The 17893-nt window shown below is 70.9% G+C and carries 16 protein-coding genes; 9 read left to right on the top strand and 7 right to left on the bottom strand.

The genetic code is table 11. From position 1 onward, the window contains the following. Position 1: 1 nt before the first annotated feature. From AC3AOF_RS28510 to hemE, 3 genes are all read right to left on the bottom strand, one after another. Positions 2 to 871 carry an alpha/beta fold hydrolase gene (locus AC3AOF_RS28510; protein WP_488349069.1) on the bottom strand — a complete coding sequence of 290 codons (870 nt, stop codon included), beginning with the start codon at positions 869 to 871 and terminating at the stop codon, positions 2 to 4. A gap of 20 nt (positions 872 to 891) precedes the next feature. Next, positions 892 to 1362: a protoporphyrinogen oxidase HemJ gene (gene hemJ / locus AC3AOF_RS28505; protein WP_236987691.1), complete on the bottom strand. Its 471-nt coding sequence runs from the start codon at positions 1360 to 1362 to the stop codon at positions 892 to 894. A gap of 179 nt (positions 1363 to 1541) precedes the next feature. After that, the gene (gene hemE, locus AC3AOF_RS28500) at positions 1542 to 2630 is read right to left on the bottom strand and encodes a uroporphyrinogen decarboxylase (RefSeq protein WP_488347162.1); all 1089 of its coding nucleotides are present in this window, start codon (positions 2628 to 2630) and stop codon (positions 1542 to 1544) included. 531 nt (positions 2631 to 3161) lie between these two features. Here hemE and AC3AOF_RS28495 point away from each other — a divergent pair. The 5 genes from AC3AOF_RS28495 (at position 3162) to dnaQ (ending at position 7073) form a co-directional block, all read left to right on the top strand. Further along, entirely contained in the window at positions 3162 to 3992 is an 831-nt protein-coding gene (locus tag AC3AOF_RS28495) for a pyruvate, water dikinase regulatory protein (protein WP_236987693.1), read from the top strand. A gap of 5 nt (positions 3993 to 3997) precedes the next feature. After that, complete coding sequence (locus AC3AOF_RS28490) at positions 3998 to 4618, top strand: Maf family protein (protein WP_488347161.1); 621 nt, start codon at positions 3998 to 4000, stop codon at positions 4616 to 4618. A gap of 231 nt (positions 4619 to 4849) precedes the next feature. Then, positions 4850 to 5713 carry a shikimate dehydrogenase gene (locus tag AC3AOF_RS28485; RefSeq protein ID WP_488347160.1) on the top strand — a complete coding sequence of 288 codons (864 nt, stop codon included), beginning with the start codon at positions 4850 to 4852 and terminating at the stop codon, positions 5711 to 5713. Further along, positions 5710 to 6309 carry a dephospho-CoA kinase gene (coaE, locus tag AC3AOF_RS28480; protein WP_236987696.1) on the top strand — a complete coding sequence of 200 codons (600 nt, stop codon included), beginning with the start codon at positions 5710 to 5712 and terminating at the stop codon, positions 6307 to 6309. Before AC3AOF_RS28485 ends, coaE begins: the two co-directional genes overlap by 4 nt. 50 nt (positions 6310 to 6359) lie before the next feature. Next, positions 6360 to 7073, top strand: coding sequence for a DNA polymerase III subunit epsilon (gene dnaQ / locus AC3AOF_RS28475; protein WP_236987697.1), 714 nt, complete (start codon positions 6360 to 6362; stop codon positions 7071 to 7073). 22 nt (positions 7074 to 7095) lie between these two features. Here the strand turns inward: dnaQ and AC3AOF_RS28470 are convergent, their stop codons facing one another. The 4 genes from AC3AOF_RS28470 to gcvT all read right to left on the bottom strand — a co-directional run bounded on the left by AC3AOF_RS28470 (position 7096) and on the right by gcvT (position 12250). Beyond that, the gene (locus AC3AOF_RS28470) at positions 7096 to 7332 is read right to left on the bottom strand and encodes a type II toxin-antitoxin system VapB family antitoxin (protein ID WP_048425507.1); all 237 of its coding nucleotides are present in this window, start codon (positions 7330 to 7332) and stop codon (positions 7096 to 7098) included. 273 nt (positions 7333 to 7605) lie between these two features. Continuing rightward, on the bottom strand, positions 7606 to 10455 hold the full coding sequence (gene gcvP, locus AC3AOF_RS28465; protein ID WP_488347159.1) for an aminomethyl-transferring glycine dehydrogenase: 2850 nt from the start codon (positions 10453 to 10455) through the stop codon (positions 7606 to 7608). A gap of 270 nt (positions 10456 to 10725) precedes the next feature. Then, a complete protein-coding gene (gene gcvH / locus AC3AOF_RS28460; RefSeq protein WP_236987699.1) occupies positions 10726 to 11088 on the bottom strand; it encodes a glycine cleavage system protein GcvH in 363 nt (120 codons plus the stop codon). A 16-nt stretch (positions 11089 to 11104) separates the two neighbouring features. Then, positions 11105 to 12250 (bottom strand): glycine cleavage system aminomethyltransferase GcvT, encoded by a 1146-nt coding sequence (gene gcvT / locus AC3AOF_RS28455; RefSeq protein WP_488347158.1) that lies wholly within the window; start codon positions 12248 to 12250, stop codon positions 11105 to 11107. Positions 12251 to 12604: 354 nt separating this feature from the next. On the opposite strand from gcvT, the gene mdeB reads away from it, so the two are divergent. The 4 genes from mdeB (at position 12605) to AC3AOF_RS28435 (ending at position 17890) form a co-directional block, all read left to right on the top strand. Then, positions 12605 to 15334, top strand: a complete 2730-nt coding sequence (gene mdeB / locus AC3AOF_RS28450) for an alpha-ketoglutarate dehydrogenase (RefSeq protein ID WP_488347157.1) — start codon at positions 12605 to 12607, stop codon at positions 15332 to 15334. Positions 15335 to 15550: 216 nt separating this feature from the next. Beyond that, positions 15551 to 16531, top strand: a complete 981-nt coding sequence (locus tag AC3AOF_RS28445; protein ID WP_236992627.1) for an AAA family ATPase — start codon at positions 15551 to 15553, stop codon at positions 16529 to 16531. A gap of 2 nt (positions 16532 to 16533) precedes the next feature. Continuing rightward, positions 16534 to 17460: a DUF58 domain-containing protein gene (locus tag AC3AOF_RS28440; protein WP_236987702.1), complete on the top strand. Its 927-nt coding sequence runs from the start codon at positions 16534 to 16536 to the stop codon at positions 17458 to 17460. Continuing rightward, the gene (locus tag AC3AOF_RS28435; RefSeq protein ID WP_236987703.1) at positions 17447 to 17890 is read left to right on the top strand and encodes a DUF4381 family protein; all 444 of its coding nucleotides are present in this window, start codon (positions 17447 to 17449) and stop codon (positions 17888 to 17890) included. Before AC3AOF_RS28440 ends, AC3AOF_RS28435 begins: the two co-directional genes overlap by 14 nt. Positions 17891 to 17893: the final 3 nt, after the last annotated feature.

The following is a 17893-nucleotide window of genomic DNA, read 5'->3' as shown; positions in this document are numbered from 1 at the left end:
CTCACGCCTCGGACGCGTCGGAGAGGATCGCGGCCGCGACCGCCTCGGGGGACTCCTCGTGGGCGGCGAGCGCGCCCGGGATCGCGACCCTGCGCACGAGGCCCGATTCGGCGAGCGCCGTCATCTCGGCGCCGGAGCGGCGCGGAGCGTCCTTGGGTTGCAGCATGGTCACCGGCGGCAGGCCGGGTCCGAACAGGGCGAAGAAATCCTCGCGGGTCCGGACCGGATCGAGGCCGCCGGTGACGAAGGCGGCGGTGCCGAAGCGGGCGCGGGGCTGGTGCGTCACCCGCCGCTTGTCGGCGAGCAGAGCCGGGGTGACGCGGGCCGGATCGGCATAGACGTGGGCCTGCATCATCCGCGACACGATCGGCGTGCTGACGTTCAGCCGATAGAGCAGGTTGCCGAGGATCGGCGCCTCGACCGCGCGGCGCAACCGGCCGAACAGCGGCCGGCGCTCCTCGCCCATCGCGGTCGGCAGCGGGCCGCGCCAGGTCGGCGCCACCAGGACCAGCCGGGCGAAGGTGCCGGGGTGCCGGGCCGCCGCGGCGACGAGGTAGCCGGCGGCATGCCCGGCCGCGACCCCGACCGCGTAGGGGCCGGGTTCCCGGTCCAGGAGCGCGTCGAGGAAGGCGTGAAGGGTGTCGGGGGCGAGGGGCACGCGGGCGCGCGGTTGCGCACCGAAGCCGGGCCAGTCCGGCACCAGGCAGCGGTGGCGGGCGGAAAGCCGCGTCGCCAGGGGCCGCATCTCCTCGCGGGTCGCGATCGAGGACAGGGCCGGCAGCAGCAGGGCCGGCGGGCCCTCGCCGATCCGGTCGGCCGGCAGGGTCAGGGACCGCCCGGCCAGGGTGAGGGAGAGAACCTGCGTTTCGATGCCGGCCATGGATGCTCCCCTCAGAACGGCTTTACCACCACCAGGATCACGATGACGATCATCAGCAGCGTCGGCACCTCGTTGAGCACCCGGTAGAATTTCGGGCTGCGGGTGTTCCGGTCGGCGGCGAAGTCCTTGACCATCCGCGACAGCCAGCCGTGGATGCCGCTCATCGCCAGCACCAGGGCGAGCTTGGCGTGCATCCAGCCCTGCGTGTAGGCGGCGCTCATCACCATGAGGGCGATGCCGAAGATCCAGGTGGCGATCATCCCCGGCAGCATGATCGCCTTGGCGAGGCGCCGCTCCATCACCTTGAAGGTCTCGGCCGTAGGCGAACCGGCCGGCAGCGCGGCGTGATAGACGAACAGCCGCGGCAGGTAGAGCATCGCCGCCATCCAGGCGATGAGCGAGATGATGTGGGCGGCCTTGATCCAGAGATACACGGTGGGGTGATTCCTGTGGGGGATGTTCGATCGCTTTGTCCATTTCATCCTACCCTTGACCTCATCCTGAGGTGTCGGTCCATCGGAGATGGACTGACCTCGAAGGAGGGCTCCAGGGATCGCTGCGACATCTGGAGGCCTCCTTCGAGGCTCCCTTCGGTCGCACCTCAGGATGAGGTCGTGGGTGAGAAGGAGCAGGAGCGTGCGAGGTACGACGCCCCCTCCCCTCACCCCCGCAACCGCGCCAGCATCCGCTCGACATGCGCGATCGGCGTCTGCGGGGTGATGCCGTGGCCGAGGTTGAAGATGTGGGGCGTGCCGTCGGTCGCCTCGCGGATGGCGTCGACGGCGGCGTCGAGCGCCGCGCCGCCGGCGATCAGGGTCTCGGGGTGGAGATTGCCCTGCGTGACCACGGACGCCGGCAGGCGGGCCCGCAGAGCCTTCAGATCGACGGCCCAGTCCACCCCGACCGCGTCGGCGCCGGTCTCCTCGGCCACGCGGGCATGGCCGTCGAGCCCCGAGCCGCGGGCGAAGACGATGATCCTGGCGCCCGGCACCCGGGCGCGGATGCCCGACACCATCCGGGCGATCGGGCCAAAACTCCAGCGCGTCAGGGCGTCGCCGGGCTCGCCCGCGGGCACGTCCGGCAGGCTGCCGGCATGGCTCTCGAAGATCTGCACCGCATCGGCGCCGGCCTCGAACTGGCGCACCAGGTACTCGGTCGAGACCGCGACCAGCCGGTCGATCAGCGCGTCGAGGAGGGCGGGATCGCGGGCGGCGAGCGCCCGGGCCGGCGCGAGATCCGGTGTGCCGCGCCCGCCGATCATGTAGCTCGCCACGGTCCAGGGTGCGCCGCAGAAGCCGAGCAGCGTCGTCTCGGACGGCAATTCCGCCCGCAGGCGCCCGACGGTCTCGAAGACGGGCGAGAGGTGGCGCATGATCCGCGGATCGCCCGCCTCGACCAGCGCCTCGAATTCCGGCCGGCCGGCCATCGGGTCGAGGCGGGGCCCCTCCCCTTCCACGAAGCGCACGTCCTGGCCGAGCGCGTGGGGCACCACCAGGATGTCGGAGAACAGGATCGCCGCCTCGAAGGCGAAGCGGCGGATCGGCTGGAGGGTGACCTCGGTGGCGAAGTCGGGGTTGTAGCAGAGGTCGAGGAAGGAGCCGGCCTCGGCCCGCACCGCGCGGTATTCCGGCAGGTAGCGCCCGGCCTGGCGCATCATCCAGGCGGGAGGCGGCGACAGCGCCTCGCCGTTCAGCACCCGCAGGATTGGCCGCTCTGCGGCTCCCCGTCCGGCTCCCGCGGTCCCGCCCATGCTCCGTCCCCCCGAAAACCCGATTCCGCCACGGCGGCGGCTTAGCTCCCTATGCCGAGAACCGCTCTCCGGCGCCAGCCCGACGCGTCGTCGCGACCCGCCACGATGCCCATCCCCACCCAGGCCTCTGAAAAGAAAAGAGAGATTCTAGGAATCTGTTTTTTCTATTGGGGGCAGGCATCGCGGGGCTCCAGCCCCGTCCACAGCCCGTCCCCACCGCCGGTGCGTTAAGAGGCCTTTAACAGATTTGCTCCATTGTCGAAGGACCGCGAGAGTCAGGAGGGGCTTAGGCCCCACTGGGCGAGACTCGGGCGGCCCGGGTCCCGGATTCTCCCACGGGCGGCCCGCCACGAGTGTTAACGGCCGGCCTGTTGAGGCGTCGAGCCGTTAACCCACAGGCCTCCCGCCTGGACCTCCCTTCGTCGGCGCATTATCCACACTGATCGACTCCGCGCGGCCGATCGGTGGACGGCGCACCGGCCCCCGGAGTCTTCGTGTCTGCCGCGCCCGCGGCGAGCCCGGGGAGCCCGCGTGGTCCGCAGCTACTTCCACCTCCACCTCGTGTCGGATTCCACCGGCGAGACCCTGATCAATGTCGGCCGCGCCGCGGCGGCGCAGTACGAGGGGGTCTCGGCGATCGAGCACGTCTATCCCCTGGTGCGCTCGGGCACCCAGCTCGAACGGGTGATCAACGAGATCGAGCAGGCCCCCGGCATCGTGCTCTACACCCTGGTCGGACGCGAGCTGACCGAGCGGCTGGAGGAGGCCTGCCGGGCCACCGGCTCGCCGCTGCTCTCGGTGCTGGAGCCGGTGCACCGGCTGCTGCAATCCTATCTCGGCACCCATTCCACGGCGCGGCCGGGCGCGCAGCACATGCTGAACGCGGAGTACTTCAAGCGCATCGACGCGATGAACTTCACGCTCGCCCACGACGACGGCAACCTGCCGCTCGATCTCAACGAGGCGGACGTGATCCTGCTCGGGGTGAGCCGCACCTCGAAGACGCCGACGGCGATCTACCTCGCCAACCGGGGCTTGAAGACCACCAACATCCCGCTGATCCCCGGCGTGCCGCCGCCGGCCATCCTCGAGACCCTGCGCCAGCCGCTGATCGTCGGGCTGATCGCCTCGCCGGAGCGGATCGTTCAGATCCGCCAGAACCGCCTGCTCAGCCTCAAGGCCGACGATTCCTCGTCCTACGTCGACCGCGACGCGGTGGCGAACGAGATCGCGACCTCGCGGCGGCTCTTCGCCCGCAACCGCTGGCCGGTGATCGACGTCACCCGGCGCTCGATCGAGGAGACGGCGGCGGCGATCGTCGATCTCCACCGCGAGCACCGGCTGAAGTTCATCGCGGATTGACGCCGATGTCGCACGCTCCGTCCCTGTGGCGCGGCCCCGCGCCGCTCCTCCTCGCCTCGACCAGCCCGACGCGGCGGGCCTTGCTCGCCTCCGCGGGGCTCGACCCCGAGACCCGGTCGCCGGGCGTCGACGAGCGCGCCGTCGAGGCGGAGGCCGCAGGCCTGTCGCCCGCGCGGCTCGCCGAGCGACTGGCCGCCGCCAAGGCCGCCGCGGTCGGAGTCTCCGCGCCCGACCGGGTGGTGATCGGCGCCGACCAGGTGCTCGACCTCGACGGCACGGTCTTCCACAAGCCCTCCGACCGGGCGGGGGCCGCCGCCCATCTCGCCCGCCTCCAGGGGCGCACCCACGCGCTCCATTCCGCCGTAGCCCTGGCCATTGACGGCGCGGTGGCGGAGGTCTTCGTCGTCACCGCCCGGCTCACCATGCGGTCGCTCGATCAGACGGGGATCGCCGCCTATCTCGATGCCGCCGGGCCCGCCGTGACCGGCAGCGTCGGCGCCTACCAGCTCGAGGGCGTCGGCATCCACCTGTTCGACCGCATCGAGGGCGACCACTCGACCATCCTGGGCCTGCCGCTGCTGCCGCTGCTCGCGCGGTTGCGGGCGCGGGGATTGCTGGCGTTCTGAGAACCCGGAGGCAGGGCCGTAGCGTGACACCTGTTTCCTTCATCCCACCCGCGACCCCATCCTGAGGTGCTGCTGCTTGCAGCAGCCTCGAAGGAGGGCTCCAGGGATCGCCGAGACTTCTGGAGCCCTCCTTCGAGGCTCAGCGATCTTCGATCGCCCGCACCTCAGGATGAGGTTCCGGGTGGGACCAACTGCGAAAACCATTCGAACTGTCCGAGACTTGGCTTCCCGATGACGACCCCGCACCCCCGAGCCTTCGTGGTCGGCCACCCGATCGGCCATTCGCGCTCGCCGCTGATCCACGGCCACTGGCTCGCCGAGCACGGCCTGCCCGGCACCTACGAGCGCGTCGACGTGCATCCCGACGCCTTCCCGGATTTCATCCGCCGCTTGCGCGAGGCGGGCTTCGTCGGCGGCAACGTCACGATCCCGCACAAGGAGGCGGCGTTCCGCCTCGTCGATGGGTTGACCCCGCGGGCCGAGCGGATCGGCGCGGTCAACACCCTGTGGTTCGAGGACGGGCGCCTCCTCGGCGACAACACCGACGCGCCGGGCTTCCTCGCCCATCTCGATGCCAGCCTCGGCGCCGGCTGGCCGGCGGCGACGGGTGTCGCGCACGGCCGCGCCGCCCTGGTGCTCGGGGCCGGCGGGGCGGCTCGCGCCATCCTGGTGGGTCTCCTCGAACGCGGGCTCGATCGGCTGATCGTGGCGAACCGCAGCGCCGAGCGGGCCGAGGGCCTGACCGCCCTCGATCCGGCCCGGATCACGGCAGTGTCCTGGGACGCGGTGCCGGCGCGGCTGCCGGAGACCGGGCTCCTCATCAACACCACGGCGCTCGGCATGGCCGGGCAGGACGCGCTCGCCCTCGACCTCGCCCCGCTGCCCGCGGCGGCGGCGGTCGCCGACATCGTCTACGTGCCGCTCGAAACCCCGCTCCTCACCGCCGCCCGGGCCCGCGGGCTGCCGGCGGTCGACGGGCTCGGCATGCTGCTGCACCAGGCGGTGCCGGGTTTCTCCCGCTGGTTCGGCCGCACGCCCGCGGTGACGCCCGGTTTGCGTGCCCGCATCGTCGCCGATCTCGGGAGCCATGGATGAGCCGGCCGTTCGTCCTCGGCCTCACCGGCTCGATCGGCATGGGCAAGAGCGCCACCGCGGCGATGTTCGGTGCGCGCGGCGTGCCGGTCCACGATGCCGATGCCTGCGTGCACGCGCTCTACGGGCCGGGCGGCGCCGCGGCCTCCGCCATCGGCGAGGCCTTTCCCGGGACGCTCGGCCCCGACGGCTCGGTCGATCGCGCGGCGTTGCGCAACGTCGTGCTCGGCCACCCCGAGCGCCTGCGCCGCCTCGAATCCCTGGTCCATCCCCTGGTGCGTCAGGCGCGCGACGATTTCCTCGCCGCCCATGCCGCCGCGCCCCTCGTGGTGCTCGACGTGCCGCTGCTGTTCGAGACCGGCGGCGAGGCGGGATGCGACGCCGTCGCGGTGGTCACCGCCCCGGCCGAGGTGCAGCGCGCCCGGGTCCTGGCCCGGCCGGGCATGACCGAGGCGGCCTTCGCGCAGATCCTCGCCAAGCAGATGGCGGATGCCGAGAAGCGTCGCCGGGCCGACTTCCTGATCGAGACCGACCGGGGCTTTCCCCATGCCGAGGCGCAGGTCGACGCGGTGATCGCGGCGGCGAGGCGGGCCGGTTAACGCGTCCTCGCTACACTGGTCCGAAGACCTCTTTCCAAGGGAGCCGCAGGATGCTGCGCGAGATCGTCCTCGACACCGAGACCACCGGCACCGAGGCCAAGACCGACCGGCTGATCGAGATCGGCTGCATCGAGCTTCTCAACCACATCCCGTCGGGGCGCGAGTTCCACCGCTACATCAACCCGCAGCGGCCGGTCTCGGAGGGCGCGTTCCGGGTCCACGGCCTCTCGGATGCGTTCCTCGCCGACAAGCCGCTCTTCGCGCAGATCCTGCCCGACTTCCTGGAGTTCTGCAGCGACGCGACGCTGGTGATCCACAACGCCGCCTTCGATGTCGGCTTCCTCAACGCCGAATATGCGCGGCTGGGCGACAAGGCCCCGCCCCTGATCGACCTGACGTCCGTCGTCGACACCCTGGCGCTCGCCCGCCGCAAGCATCCGGGTGCTGCCAACAACCTCGATGCGCTGTGCTCGCGCTACGGCATCGACAATTCCCGCCGCACCAAGCACGGCGCGCTCCTCGATTCGCAGATCCTGGCCGAGGTCTATATCGAGCTGCTCGGCGGCAAGCAGACGACGCTCGGGCTGACCGTCGAGGGGAATGCCGGCCCGGCCGGTCCTTCAGTAAGGGCCGCCCCCGTCGAGCACGGCCCCCGCCCGATGCGCAGCCGGCTCACCGAGGCCGAGCTCGCGGCCCATGCGGCCTTCACGGCGGGCATGGGCGAGAAGGCGATCTGGCGGGATTATGTGGGGGAGGCGGGGTGAGGCCCCTGTCGTCGAACGCTAGTCACGGATCTTCGTAGAGGCCATCGAGGAAGGCTTGATCGATAGGCTGTGGGTTCGGGCCGGCCTGCTCTCGCAGCCTGCCCGCAAACTCGATCGACCGGGTGACGAGATCGTCCGTCTCACATTCGAGCGCGCCGCCTGGGGCTTGTCGCACCGTCTCGGTCCCGGTGGCGCGCTCGAGGGACGCCGGCTCTTGGGCGAGCGTGTCGACCTTCGGACCCTTGACGAAGAGGGCCATCACTCATGAGCCTCCGTAGATGTCACATTCTCCCCGTCATTCCGGGGCCGCGCAGCGGAGCCCGGAATCCAGACGCTCAGGTGGTCCAGAAAGAGGCGGGAGGCTCTCCGCTCGATCCTGAACCCTCCGCGGTTCTGGATTCCGGGCTCCGCTGCGCGGCCCCGGAATGACAGGTCGGGTTTCATGTCGTCAGGCTCGGCCGAACAATCTCCCGGATGAACCTGATGGCAGCGCCCGATCTCGAGGTGATCGGGCGCCCGAAAAATGCCGATCCTACTCCGCCGCCTTCATGTAGCTCTCCACCGGCGGACACGCACAGACCAGGTTGCGGTCGCCATAGGCATTGTCCACCCGGTTGACCGGCGGCCAGTACTTGTCGACCCGGAAGGCACCGGCCGGGAAGCACGCCGCCTCGCGGGAATAGGGCCGCTCCCAGGCGCCGATCAGGTCTTCCACCGTGTGGGGGGCGTTCTTGAGCGGGTTGTCGGCCCGGTCCATCCGGCCCTCCTCGATCGCCCGGATCTCCTCGCGGATCGCCAGCATGGCGTCGCAGAAGCGGTCGATCTCGCCCTTGGTCTCGGATTCGGTCGGCTCGATCATCAGGGTGCCGGCCACCGGCCAGCTCATCGTCGGCGGGTGGAAGCCGCAATCGATCAGCCGCTTGGCGATGTCCTCGACGCTGACGCCGGCGCTCTTCATCAGCGGGCGCGCATCGATGATGCATTCATGCGCCACGCGCCCATGGGTGCCGGTGTAGAGCACCTCGTAGGCCCCGGCGAGGCGCTTCGCGATGTAGTTGGCGTTGAGGATCGCGATCCGGGTGGCCTGCGTCAGCCCCCGCCCGCCCATCAGCAGGCAGTAGCTCCAGGAGATCGGCAGGATCGCCGCCGAGCCGTAAGGAGCGGCCGAGACCGAGAACTCGCGCCCGTCGGTCTCGACGTGGCCGGGCAGGAAAGGGATCAGGTGCGCCTTGACGCCGATCGGCCCCATGCCGGGCCCGCCGCCGCCATGCGGGATGCAGAAGGTCTTGTGCAGGTTGATGTGGCTGACATCCGCCCCGATATCGCCGGGCCGGGCGAGGCCGACCAGCGCGTTGAGGTTGGCGCCGTCGAGATAGACCTGGCCGCCATGGGCGTGGGTGATGTCGCAGATCTCCCGCACCGCCTCCTCGAACACCCCGTGGGTGGACGGGTAGGTGATCATGCAGGCCGCAAGGTTCTCGCCGTGCTTCTCGGCCTTGGCGCGGAAATCGGCCAGGTCGACGTTGCCGTCGCGGTCGGCGCCGACCACCACCACGGTCATGCCGCACATCTGCGCCGAGGCCGGGTTGGTGCCGTGGGCCGAGGACGGGATCAGGCAGATCGTCCGGTGCCCCTCCCCGCGCGACAGGTGATAGGCGCGGATTGCGAGCAGGCCGGCATATTCGCCCTGCGCGCCGGAATTCGGCTGCATCGAGATCGCCGCGTAGCCGGTGATGTCGGCGAGCTTTTGGGAGAGATCGGCGATCATCTCGGCATAGCCCTCGGCCTGGTCCTTCGGCGCGAAGGGGTGCAGCTCCGAAAATTCCGGCCACGAGATCGGCAGCATCTCGGCGGTGGCGTTGAGCTTCATCGTGCACGACCCGAGCGGGATCATCGCACGGTCGAGGGCGAGGTCGCGGTCGGCGAGGCGGCGCATGTAGCGCGTCATCTCGCTCTCGGCCCGGTTCATGTGGAAGATCGGGTGGGTCAGGTACTCGGAGGTGCGCATCAGCCCGGCCGGCAGCCGCGGCTCGGGCCAGGACTCGTCGTAAGCCAGCGCGTCGCCCCCGAAGGCGCGCCACACCGCCTCGATGATGTCGGGCCGGGTGCGCTCGTCGACCGTGATGCCGATGCGATCGCTGCCGACCTTGCGCAGGTTGATCCCGTTGGCGACGGCGTTCTTCAGGATCACGCCCTGGAACGGGCCGACCGTCACGGTGATCGTGTCGAAGAAGGCGTCCGGATGGGTCTCGAAGCCGAGCTGGTTGAGCCCCGCGGCGAGCCGGGTCGCGTCGCGGTGGATGCGCATCGCGATCGCCTTGAGCCCCCGCGGCCCGTGGAACACCGCGTACATCGAGGCGATGACCGCCAGCAGCACCTGGCTGGTGCAGATGTTCGAGGTCGCCTTTTCGCGCCGGATATGCTGCTCGCGGGTCTGGAGCGAGAGCCGGTAGGCGCGGTTGCCGCGGGAATCGACCGAGACGCCGACGATGCGGCCCGGGAGCGCGCGCTTGTGGGCGTCCCGCGTCGCCATGTAGGCGGCGTGCGGCCCGCCATAGCCCATCGGCACGCCAAAGCGCTGCATCGAGCCGATTGCGATGTCGGCGCCCATCTCGCCCGGGGGCTTCAGGACCGTGAGTGAGAGTGGATCCGCCGCCACCACGGCGATGGCGCCCGCGTCATGGAGCCTGGCGATTATGTCGGTGAAGTCGTGGGCCGCGCCCTCGACGCCTGGATATTGAAAGATCGCGCCGAACACCGAGGCGGGGTCGAGATCGGCGAAGGGATCGCCGACGACGATGCGCCAGCCGAACGGCTCGGCCCGGGTCTTCAGGACCGCGATGGTCTGCGGCAGGCATTGGGCATCCACGAAGAACGTGTCGGGCTTGGCCGTGGCGATCCGGCGAGCCATGCCCATCGCCTCGGCGGCGGCGGTGGCCTCGTCGAGGAGCGAGGCATTGGCGATGTCGAGCCCGGTCAGGTCGCTGACGCAGGTCTGGAAGTTGAGCAAGGCCTCGAGCCGGCCCTGGCTGATCTCGGGCTGGTAGGGCGAGTAGGCCGTGTACCAGGCCGGGTTCTCGAAGATGTTGCGCTGGATCGCCGGCGGCATCGTGGTGCCATGGTAGCCCTGGCCGATCAGCGAGGTCAGCAGCTTGTTCTTGTTGGCGGTGGCGCGCAGGCGCTCGATCGCCCGGCGCTCCGACAGGGCGGCGCCGAACTCGGTGGCTTCTTTCTGGCGGATGCCCGCCGGCAGGGTCTCGTCGATCAGGGCGTCGAGGCTCTCGGCACCGACCATCTCCAGCATGCGGGCGATCTCGTCCACCGACGGGCCGATATGGCGGCGGTTGGCGAAGTCGTAGGGGTCGTACTTGTCCATCGGCATGGGAGTTTGCCCTGGTCGGAGCCGGTGCGAGGCGGCTCGAAAGATGGAGCACGTCTCCCCTCTCCCGTGTGGGAGAGGGGTAGGGGGATCGAAGATCCCGCGTGAGGGTGACACGCTTCAGTATTAAACTCGAAGCGTCGTGCCGGCGGCGGAACGGTTCAGTTTTCTTGCTGCACCGTCTCCACCCTCACCCCTACCCCTCTCCCAAACGGGAGAGGGGATCCCGCGCTTGACTGGTGTCGGAACGGATCGGACGAAGATCGTCGCAGTTCAGCCGACGAAGGCGCGGTAGGCCGCCTCGTCCATCAGCCCGTCGAGCTGCGACGGGTCGCCGAGGCGCACGCGGTAGAGCCAGCCGGCCCCCTGCGGATCGGTGCCGACGCTCTCGGGGTTCGCCACCGCGGCTTCGTTGACCTCGGTCACCTCGCCGTCGACCGGCGCGTAGACGTCGGAGGCCGCCTTGACCGATTCCACCACCGCGGCGGCGGCACCCTTGGTCAGCGTGGCGCCGACCTTCGGCAGTTCGACGAAGACGAGGTCGCCGAGCTGCTCGGCGGCGTGGTCGGTGATCCCCACCGTCGCCACGTCGCCCTCCAGGCGCAGCCACTCGTGCTCGTCGGTGTATTTCAGCATGAAAATCCCCCTTGTTTCAGGAACGCTTGAAGCCGGCGGGGCGGAACGGCAGCGGCACCACCGCGCAGGGCAGGCGCTGGCCGCGCACCTCGGCGAAGACCGGCGTGCCGGGCACCGCGAGCGCGCTCGGCAGCACCCCCATGGCGATCGGCCCGTCCAGGCTCGGCCCGAAGCCGCCGGAGGTCACCCGGCCGACCGGTTCGGCCGCGTCGGCGGAGTCGTAGAGCGCCGCACCGGCCCGCACCGGGGTGCGCCCCTCCGGCCGCAGGCCCACCCGCAGGCGCGCCGGCCCGTCGGCGAGTTCCGCCAGGATGCGCTCGGCGCCGGGAAAGCCGCCGGCCCGGTCGCCGCCGCGGCGGCGCACCTTCGGGATCGCCCAGGACAGACCGGCCTCGACCGGCGAGGTCTCGGGGTCGATGTCCGAGCCGTGCAGGCACAGGCCGGCTTCGAGGCGCAGCGAATCGCGGGCACCGAGGCCGATCGGCTTCACCTCCGGATCGGCGAGCAGCACCCGGGCGAGGGCGACCGCGGCCTTGGCCGGCAGCGCGATCTCGAACCCGTCCTCGCCGGTATAGCCGGAGCGCACGGCGACGCCCTCCTCCCCCGCGAAGGTGATCGGCCGCGCATCCATGAACCGCATCTCCGCCACCGCCGGCACGTGTCGGGCGAGCGCCGCTTCCGCCCCCGGGCCCTGGAGCGCGATCAATGCCCGGTCGATCGGCTCGACCGTGCACGCAGTGCCGATCGCGTCGAGGAGATGGGCGAGGTCGGCGGCCTTGTTGGCGGCATTCACGACCAGCAGGTAATGGTCGCTCAAGTTCGCGAGCATCAGGTCGTCGAGGATGCCGCCGCCCTGCGTCGTGAAGAATCCGTAGCGCTGGCGCCCGGGCTTGAGCCCGAGAACGTCGATCGGCAGCACCGTCTCGAGGGCGCGGGCGGCATCCGCGAGGTCGCCCGAGCGGGCCCGCACGGCGATCTGGCCCATATGGGATACGTCGAACAGCCCGGCCGCCTTGCGGGTATGCAGGTGCTCCTTGAGCAGCCCGAGCGGGTATTGCAGCGGCATCAAATAGCCGGCGAACGGCACCATCCGGGCGCCGACCTCCTGGTGCAGCGCGTGCAGGGGAGTCTGGAGCAGGGTGGAAGCCGTGTCGGCGGTCATCGGTCAGGAGGCTCCCGGGCGCGTCCGGACGCGGGTAGATCGGCGATTCCCGTGTTCCTTGCCGAAGCCGGTTCGGCGAGGACTCATCGACGGGAAGGCCGGCCCCGCACGGCCGGACTTTGCCCGGGACCTTAGGACAAAAGTGCCATTGACGCTACCCGGCGGACACCGCCGCACCTCCGGTCGCCGCCGGGACGGAATGCGTGGCCTTGGCGGTACGATGCGGAAAGATCGACCGCGAACGACCGACCTCGCGAAAATGTTTTGCGCTTTCTCCTCGTCCAGCGGCAAACGAAGCAGCCTCTGCCGCGACCGGGGACTTATCCTGGCGCCAGCGATGGGAGATACGACGCCATGAGCGCGAGCGCCAAGCCGGTCAACGAGAACGAGCGCACCAGCAACCAGGCCAGCAATCAAGCGATCCTTGGCCCCCGCGGCGTGGCCGATCCGGATCCGGCCGAGACCGCGGACTGGCTCGCCTCGCTCGAATCGGTGCTCCGCCACGGCGGCGCGGCCCGGGCCCGCTTCCTGCTCGACCGGCTGGAGCAGAAGGCGCGGGAGATCGGCGTCGTCGAGGAGGCGCCGCCCTACTCGCCCTACCGCAACACCATTCCGCTGGAGAAGCAGCCGCCCTATCCGGGCGACCTCGCGGTCGAGGAGCGGATCACCTCGATCATGCGCTGGAACGCGCTCGCCATGGTGGTGCGGGCCAACATGGCCTACGGCGAACTCGGCGGCCATGTCGCGAGCTACGCGTCGGCGGCCGAGATCTTCGAGCTCGGCTTCAACCACTTCTTCCAGGCCGGCGACGCCACGGGCGCGGGCGCCGATCTCGTGTTCTTCCAGCCGCATTCGGCGCCCGGCGTCTATGCCCGCGCCTTCCTGGAGGGGCGGCTCTCCGAGACCAACCTGAAGCATTACCGCCAGGAGATCGCCGGCGAGGGCCTGTGCTCGTACCCGCATCCCTGGCTGATGCCCGACTTCTGGCAGGTGCCGACCGGCTCGATGGGCATCGGGCCGATGAACGCGATCTACCAGGCGCGCTTCATGCGCTACCTCAGCGACCGCGGCCTCGCCGAAACGAGCGGCCAGCACGTCTGGGGCGTGTTCGGCGACGGCGAGATGGACGAGCCGGAATCGATCGGCGCGCTCACGCTGGCGGCGCGCGAAAAGCTCGACAACGTCACCTTCGTCATCAATTGCAACCTGCAACGGCTCGACGGGCCGGTGCGCGGCAATGGCCAGATCATCCAGGAGCTGGAGAGCGTCTTCCGCGGTGCCGGCTGGAACGTCGTCAAGGTGCTGTGGGGCTCGGAGTGGGATGCGATCTTCGCCCGCGACACCAACCACGCCCTCTTGCGCCGCTTCGCCGCCACGGTGGACGGCAAGTACCAGACGCTGGGCGCCAAGGACGGCGCCTACAACCTCGCCCACTTCTTCGGTGAGGACGAGGAGGTGAAGGCGCTGGTCTCCCACATGTCGGATGCCGACGTCGACAAGCTCAAGCGCGGCGGCCACGATTTCCGCAAGCTCTTTGCTGCCTTCGCCGCCGCCAAGGCGACCAAGGGCCGCCCGACCGTGATCCTGGCCAAGACCAAGAAGGGTTACGGCATGGGGGGTGCCGGCGAATCGCGCATGACCGCCCACCAGGCCAAGAAGCTCGACACCGACGCGCTGAAGGCGTTTCGCGATCGCTTCGCCCTGCCGCTCACCGACGCGCAGGTCGAGGGCCTGGAATTCTACAAGCCGGACGAGAACAGCCGCGAATTGCGCTACCTGCGCGAGCGCCGCGAGAGGCTCGGCGGCTTCCTGCCGAAGCGCCGTCGCACGGCCGCCCACGTCGCGGTGCCGGACCTCTCGACCTATGCGGGCTTCGCGCTCGAGGCCGACGGCAAGGAGATGTCGACCACCACCGCGGCGGTGCGGCTGTTCAGCAGCCTGATCAAGCACAAGGAGCTGGGCCCGCGGGTGGTGCCGATCGTCGCCGACGAGGCGCGCACCTTCGGCATGGCGAACCTCTTTCGGCAGGTCGGCATCTACTCGCCGCTCGGCCAGCTCTACGAGCCGGAGGATGCCGGCTCGATGCTCTACTACAAGGAGTCCCGCGACGGGCAGCTCCTGGAGGAGGGCATCACGGAAGCGGGCGCGATCTCGTCCTGGGCCGCGGCCGCGACGTCGTACAGCGTCCACGGCCTCGCGATGCTGCCGTTCTACATCTACTACTCGATGTTCGGCTTCCAGCGCGTCGGCGACCTGATCTGGGCGGCGGCCGACCAGCGCGCCCGCGGCTTCCTGATCGGCGCCACGGCGGGCCGGACCACGCTCGGCGGCGAGGGCCTGCAGCACCAGGACGGATCGAGCCACCTCGTCGCCGCGACGATTCCGAATTGCCGCGCCTACGACCCGGCCTTCGCCTACGAGATGGCGGTGATCCTCGATCACGGCGCCCGCGATATGATGGAGCGCGACGTCGACGCCTTCTACTACGTCACGGCGATGAACGAGAACTACGCCCAGCCCTCGATGCCCGACGGCGTGCGCGACGGGATCATCCGGGGAATGTATCGGTTTGCCGGCTACGGAGATGGTGAGCCGGCTATTCGCCTCCTCGGTTCAGGGGCGATCCTGCCGGAGGTCATCGCTGCGGCAAAGCTGCTCGCCGAGGAATGGGGCATCGCCGCCGAGGTCCACAGCGTCACCAGCTTCAGCGAACTCGCCCGCGAGGCCCGCGAGATCGAGCGGTCGAACCGCCTGAACCCCGGTTTGCCGGCAAAGCGCAGCCTCGTCGAGGAAGCGCTGTCCGGCTCCGCACCGGTCGTCGCCGCCACCGACTACGTTCGCGCCTACCCGCAACTGATCGCGACCGCGATCCAGGCTCGTTACGTGACGCTCGGCACCGACGGCTTCGGCCGCAGCGACACCCGCAGCGCGCTGCGCGCCTTCTTCGAGGTCGACCGGCACCACGTCGTGGTGGCAGCGCTCGCGGCGCTCGCCGACGAGGGCCAGCTCGACCGGGCGAAGGTGGCGGAGGCGGTGGCCCGCTACGGGATCGGCCCGAACCGGCCGGCGCCTTGGACGGTGTGAGAAATCTCATCACCATACCGATCGCGGCGCTTCCCGACTGAAGCCATGCCGCGGTGATCTTCATCGTCACCGCGGACTTAAGCATACCCCACCCCCCTCACGCACGGGATTGACGGACAGGCAAAGACGCGGCCTGATCCCCCAAAAGCCGGCACAGGAAACACCGGCCCGAGGGGGGAGAGACACTGAATGGCGCGAGGCGCGGAGCAGACCGTGATGCGTAGCATCGCGGGAGCCGACGATCCGGTGCGCGCGCGGCTCCACGCCCTGCGGACCGGCCTCGAAGCGGGCCTGATCGGCGCGTCAGGCCTCGTCGAGCGGCTGCTGATCGGGCTCCTCACCGGCGGCCACCTCTTGATCGAGGGGGCGCCGGGCCTCGCCAAGACCCGGGCGGTCAAGCGCCTCGCCGACGGGCTGCACACCGGCTTTGCCCGTATCCAGTGCACCCCCGACCTGATGCCCGCCGACCTCACCGGCACCACGGTCTGGCGGCCCGACGGCGGCCGGTTCGAGTTCCTGGAAGGTCCCCTGTTCCACTCCCTGGTGCTGGTCGACGAGGTCAACCGCGCGCCGCCCAAGGTGCAGTCGGCCCTGCTGGAGGCGATGGCGGAGCGGCAGGTGACGGTGGCGGGCATCACCCACCCCCTGCCCGATCCGTTCATGGTGGTGGCGACCCAGAACCCGATCGAGCATGCCGGCACCTTCCCGCTGCCGGAGGCGCAGCTCGACCGGTTCCTGCTCCACGTCGTCGTCGAGATGCCGGACGAGGCCTCCGAGCGCCGCATCCTCGACCTCGTCGAGGGCGAGATGACTGAGGAGGCCGCGCCGATGCCGGTGCGCCTGACCGCCGAGGAACTGCGCGCCGCCCGCACCGCTGCCCTCAAGACCCACGTCTCGCCGGCGCTCAAGGACTTTCTCGTCCGCCTCGTCGCCGCCACCCGGGCTGGGCCGGCGGCGGCGGATTTGCGCGGCGCCATCGAGCATCCGGTCTCGCCCCGCGGCACCCTCGCCCTGATGCTCGCCGGCAAGGCCCGGGCCTATCTGCACGGGCGCGATCACGTGGTGCCGGACGACGTGGTGGCGCTCGCCGGCGACGCGCTGGCCCACCGCCTCGCGCTCACCTGGCGCGCCGCCGCGGAAGGCCAGACCGCCCGCGCCGTGGTGGCCGACCTGCTCGACCGGGTGCACCCCCTCTGAGGATGGTGTCCACCGTGGCCCGGCCGCCTCCCAGCACAGACCCGCTCGGCGCACCTGGCATCGCCCTCGAGGCCGGGGCGCTGATGGGCCTGCGCCACCTCGCCCGCCGCGGCGCCGGGGCGACGACGAAGGCCCGCTCGGGCCTGCCCGGCGGCATCGTCACGCGGCGGCGCGGCCGCGGCAGCGAGCCCGACGACGTGCGCCTCTGGACTGATGGCGACGACGTGCGCCACATCGACCGCAACGCCACCGCCCGCACCGGCACGCTGCACGTGCGCACCCACCACGAGGAGCGCGACCGCGCCGTGGTGCTGCTGGCCGATTTCCGGCCCTCGATGCTGTTCGGCACCCGCCGCTCCTTGCGCTCGGTCGCCGCCGCGGAGGCCCTGGTGCTGCTCGGCTGGCGCATCGCCGGCGACGGCGGACGGGTCGGCCTCTGCGCCGCCGCGCCCGAGCCGGTCGCCCTGCCGCCGCGGGCCGGCGGACGCGGCATGGCGGCCCTGTGCCAGGGCCTCGCCCGGGCGCATGAGAGCGCACTCGCGGCCCCGCTTCAGGCCGATCCGCCCTTGGGACCGGTCCTGGAACGGGCCCGCGCGCTGCTGCCGGCGGGCGGCCACCTGGTGCTGGCGAGCGCCCTCGACGCCCCGGGCGAGGGTTTTTCGGAGAGCGTGGCGGCGCTCGCCGAGCGGGTCTCCCTCAGTCTGATCCTGGTGAGCGACGCCTTCGAGCGCGCCGCGCCCCCCGGCCTCTACCCCTACGCCACCCCGGATGGGCGCCGCGGCACCGCCCGGATCGGCAAGGCGCCACCGGTGCCCGAGGATCGCCTCGCGGCCTATACCCGCCTCGGCGTCGCGGGTCTGCGCCTCGACACCGAATTGGGCCCGGAAGGCTTCGCCCCCCTGATGGAGCGGCTCGATGCCGTGCTGTGAGGGCGTGCAGTCCGTTCAAGCGGCGCTGGCAGGTCTTCGCGGCCTGCACGCCCCGCCCGATCCGGGCTGGATCCGGCCCGAGATCCTGGCTGCCGCCGCGGCCGGCCTGGCGCTGGCGGCGCTCGCCGCCTGGCTCGCGCCGCGCTGGCGCGCCCGCCCGATCCGTCGGGCGGCGCTCGCCGAACTCGCCGCCGCCCGCGCCCTGCCGCCGCCGGAGCGCCGCGTGGCTTTGGCGCGGTTGAGCCGGCGGCTCGCCCGCAGCCTGGAGGTCGAGGGGCCGGCGGGGCTCGATAGGCGTCTTGCTACCGATTTCTTCGGCAGCGGCCCCGGCCGGGCGCTCACCGAAAACCTCTACGCCCCGGGTCCCGCCCCCGATCTCGCCGCCGCGGAAGCGGGCCTCGCCCGGCTCCTCGCGCGCCTGCGGGCTTGAACA

The sequence above is a fragment of the Methylobacterium sp. 142-1Y genome, from assembly GCF_057747795.1.
The sequence above is the reverse complement of the archived record's forward strand: the minus strand, read 5'-3'. Positions and strand labels throughout refer to the sequence as shown.

What these genes read in the sequence shown, in the direction of transcription:
- hemJ (WP_236987691.1), bottom strand. Translation starts at nt 1,362, where the DNA reads ATGAAATGGACAAAGCGATCGAACATCCCCCACAGGAATCACCCCACC.
- AC3AOF_RS28490 (WP_488347161.1), top strand. Translation starts at nt 3,998, where the DNA reads ATGTCGCACGCTCCGTCCCTGTGGCGCGGCCCCGCGCCGCTCCTCCTC.
- mdeB (WP_488347157.1), top strand. Translation starts at nt 12,605, where the DNA reads ATGAGCGCGAGCGCCAAGCCGGTCAACGAGAACGAGCGCACCAGCAAC.
- gcvH (WP_236987699.1), bottom strand. Translation starts at nt 11,088, where the DNA reads ATGCTGAAATACACCGACGAGCACGAGTGGCTGCGCCTGGAGGGCGAC.
- hemE (WP_488347162.1), bottom strand. Translation starts at nt 2,630, where the DNA reads ATGGGCGGGACCGCGGGAGCCGGACGGGGAGCCGCAGAGCGGCCAATC.
- AC3AOF_RS28445 (WP_236992627.1), top strand. Translation starts at nt 15,551, where the DNA reads ATGCGTAGCATCGCGGGAGCCGACGATCCGGTGCGCGCGCGGCTCCAC.
- gcvT (WP_488347158.1), bottom strand. Translation starts at nt 12,250, where the DNA reads ATGACCGCCGACACGGCTTCCACCCTGCTCCAGACTCCCCTGCACGCG.
- gcvP (WP_488347159.1), bottom strand. Translation starts at nt 10,455, where the DNA reads ATGCCGATGGACAAGTACGACCCCTACGACTTCGCCAACCGCCGCCAT.
- AC3AOF_RS28470 (WP_048425507.1), bottom strand. Translation starts at nt 7,332, where the DNA reads ATGGCCCTCTTCGTCAAGGGTCCGAAGGTCGACACGCTCGCCCAAGAG.
- dnaQ (WP_236987697.1), top strand. Translation starts at nt 6,360, where the DNA reads ATGCTGCGCGAGATCGTCCTCGACACCGAGACCACCGGCACCGAGGCC.
- AC3AOF_RS28435 (WP_236987703.1), top strand. Translation starts at nt 17,447, where the DNA reads ATGCCGTGCTGTGAGGGCGTGCAGTCCGTTCAAGCGGCGCTGGCAGGT.
- AC3AOF_RS28485 (WP_488347160.1), top strand. Translation starts at nt 4,850, where the DNA reads ATGACGACCCCGCACCCCCGAGCCTTCGTGGTCGGCCACCCGATCGGC.
- AC3AOF_RS28440 (WP_236987702.1), top strand. Translation starts at nt 16,534, where the DNA reads ATGGTGTCCACCGTGGCCCGGCCGCCTCCCAGCACAGACCCGCTCGGC.
- coaE (WP_236987696.1), top strand. Translation starts at nt 5,710, where the DNA reads ATGAGCCGGCCGTTCGTCCTCGGCCTCACCGGCTCGATCGGCATGGGC.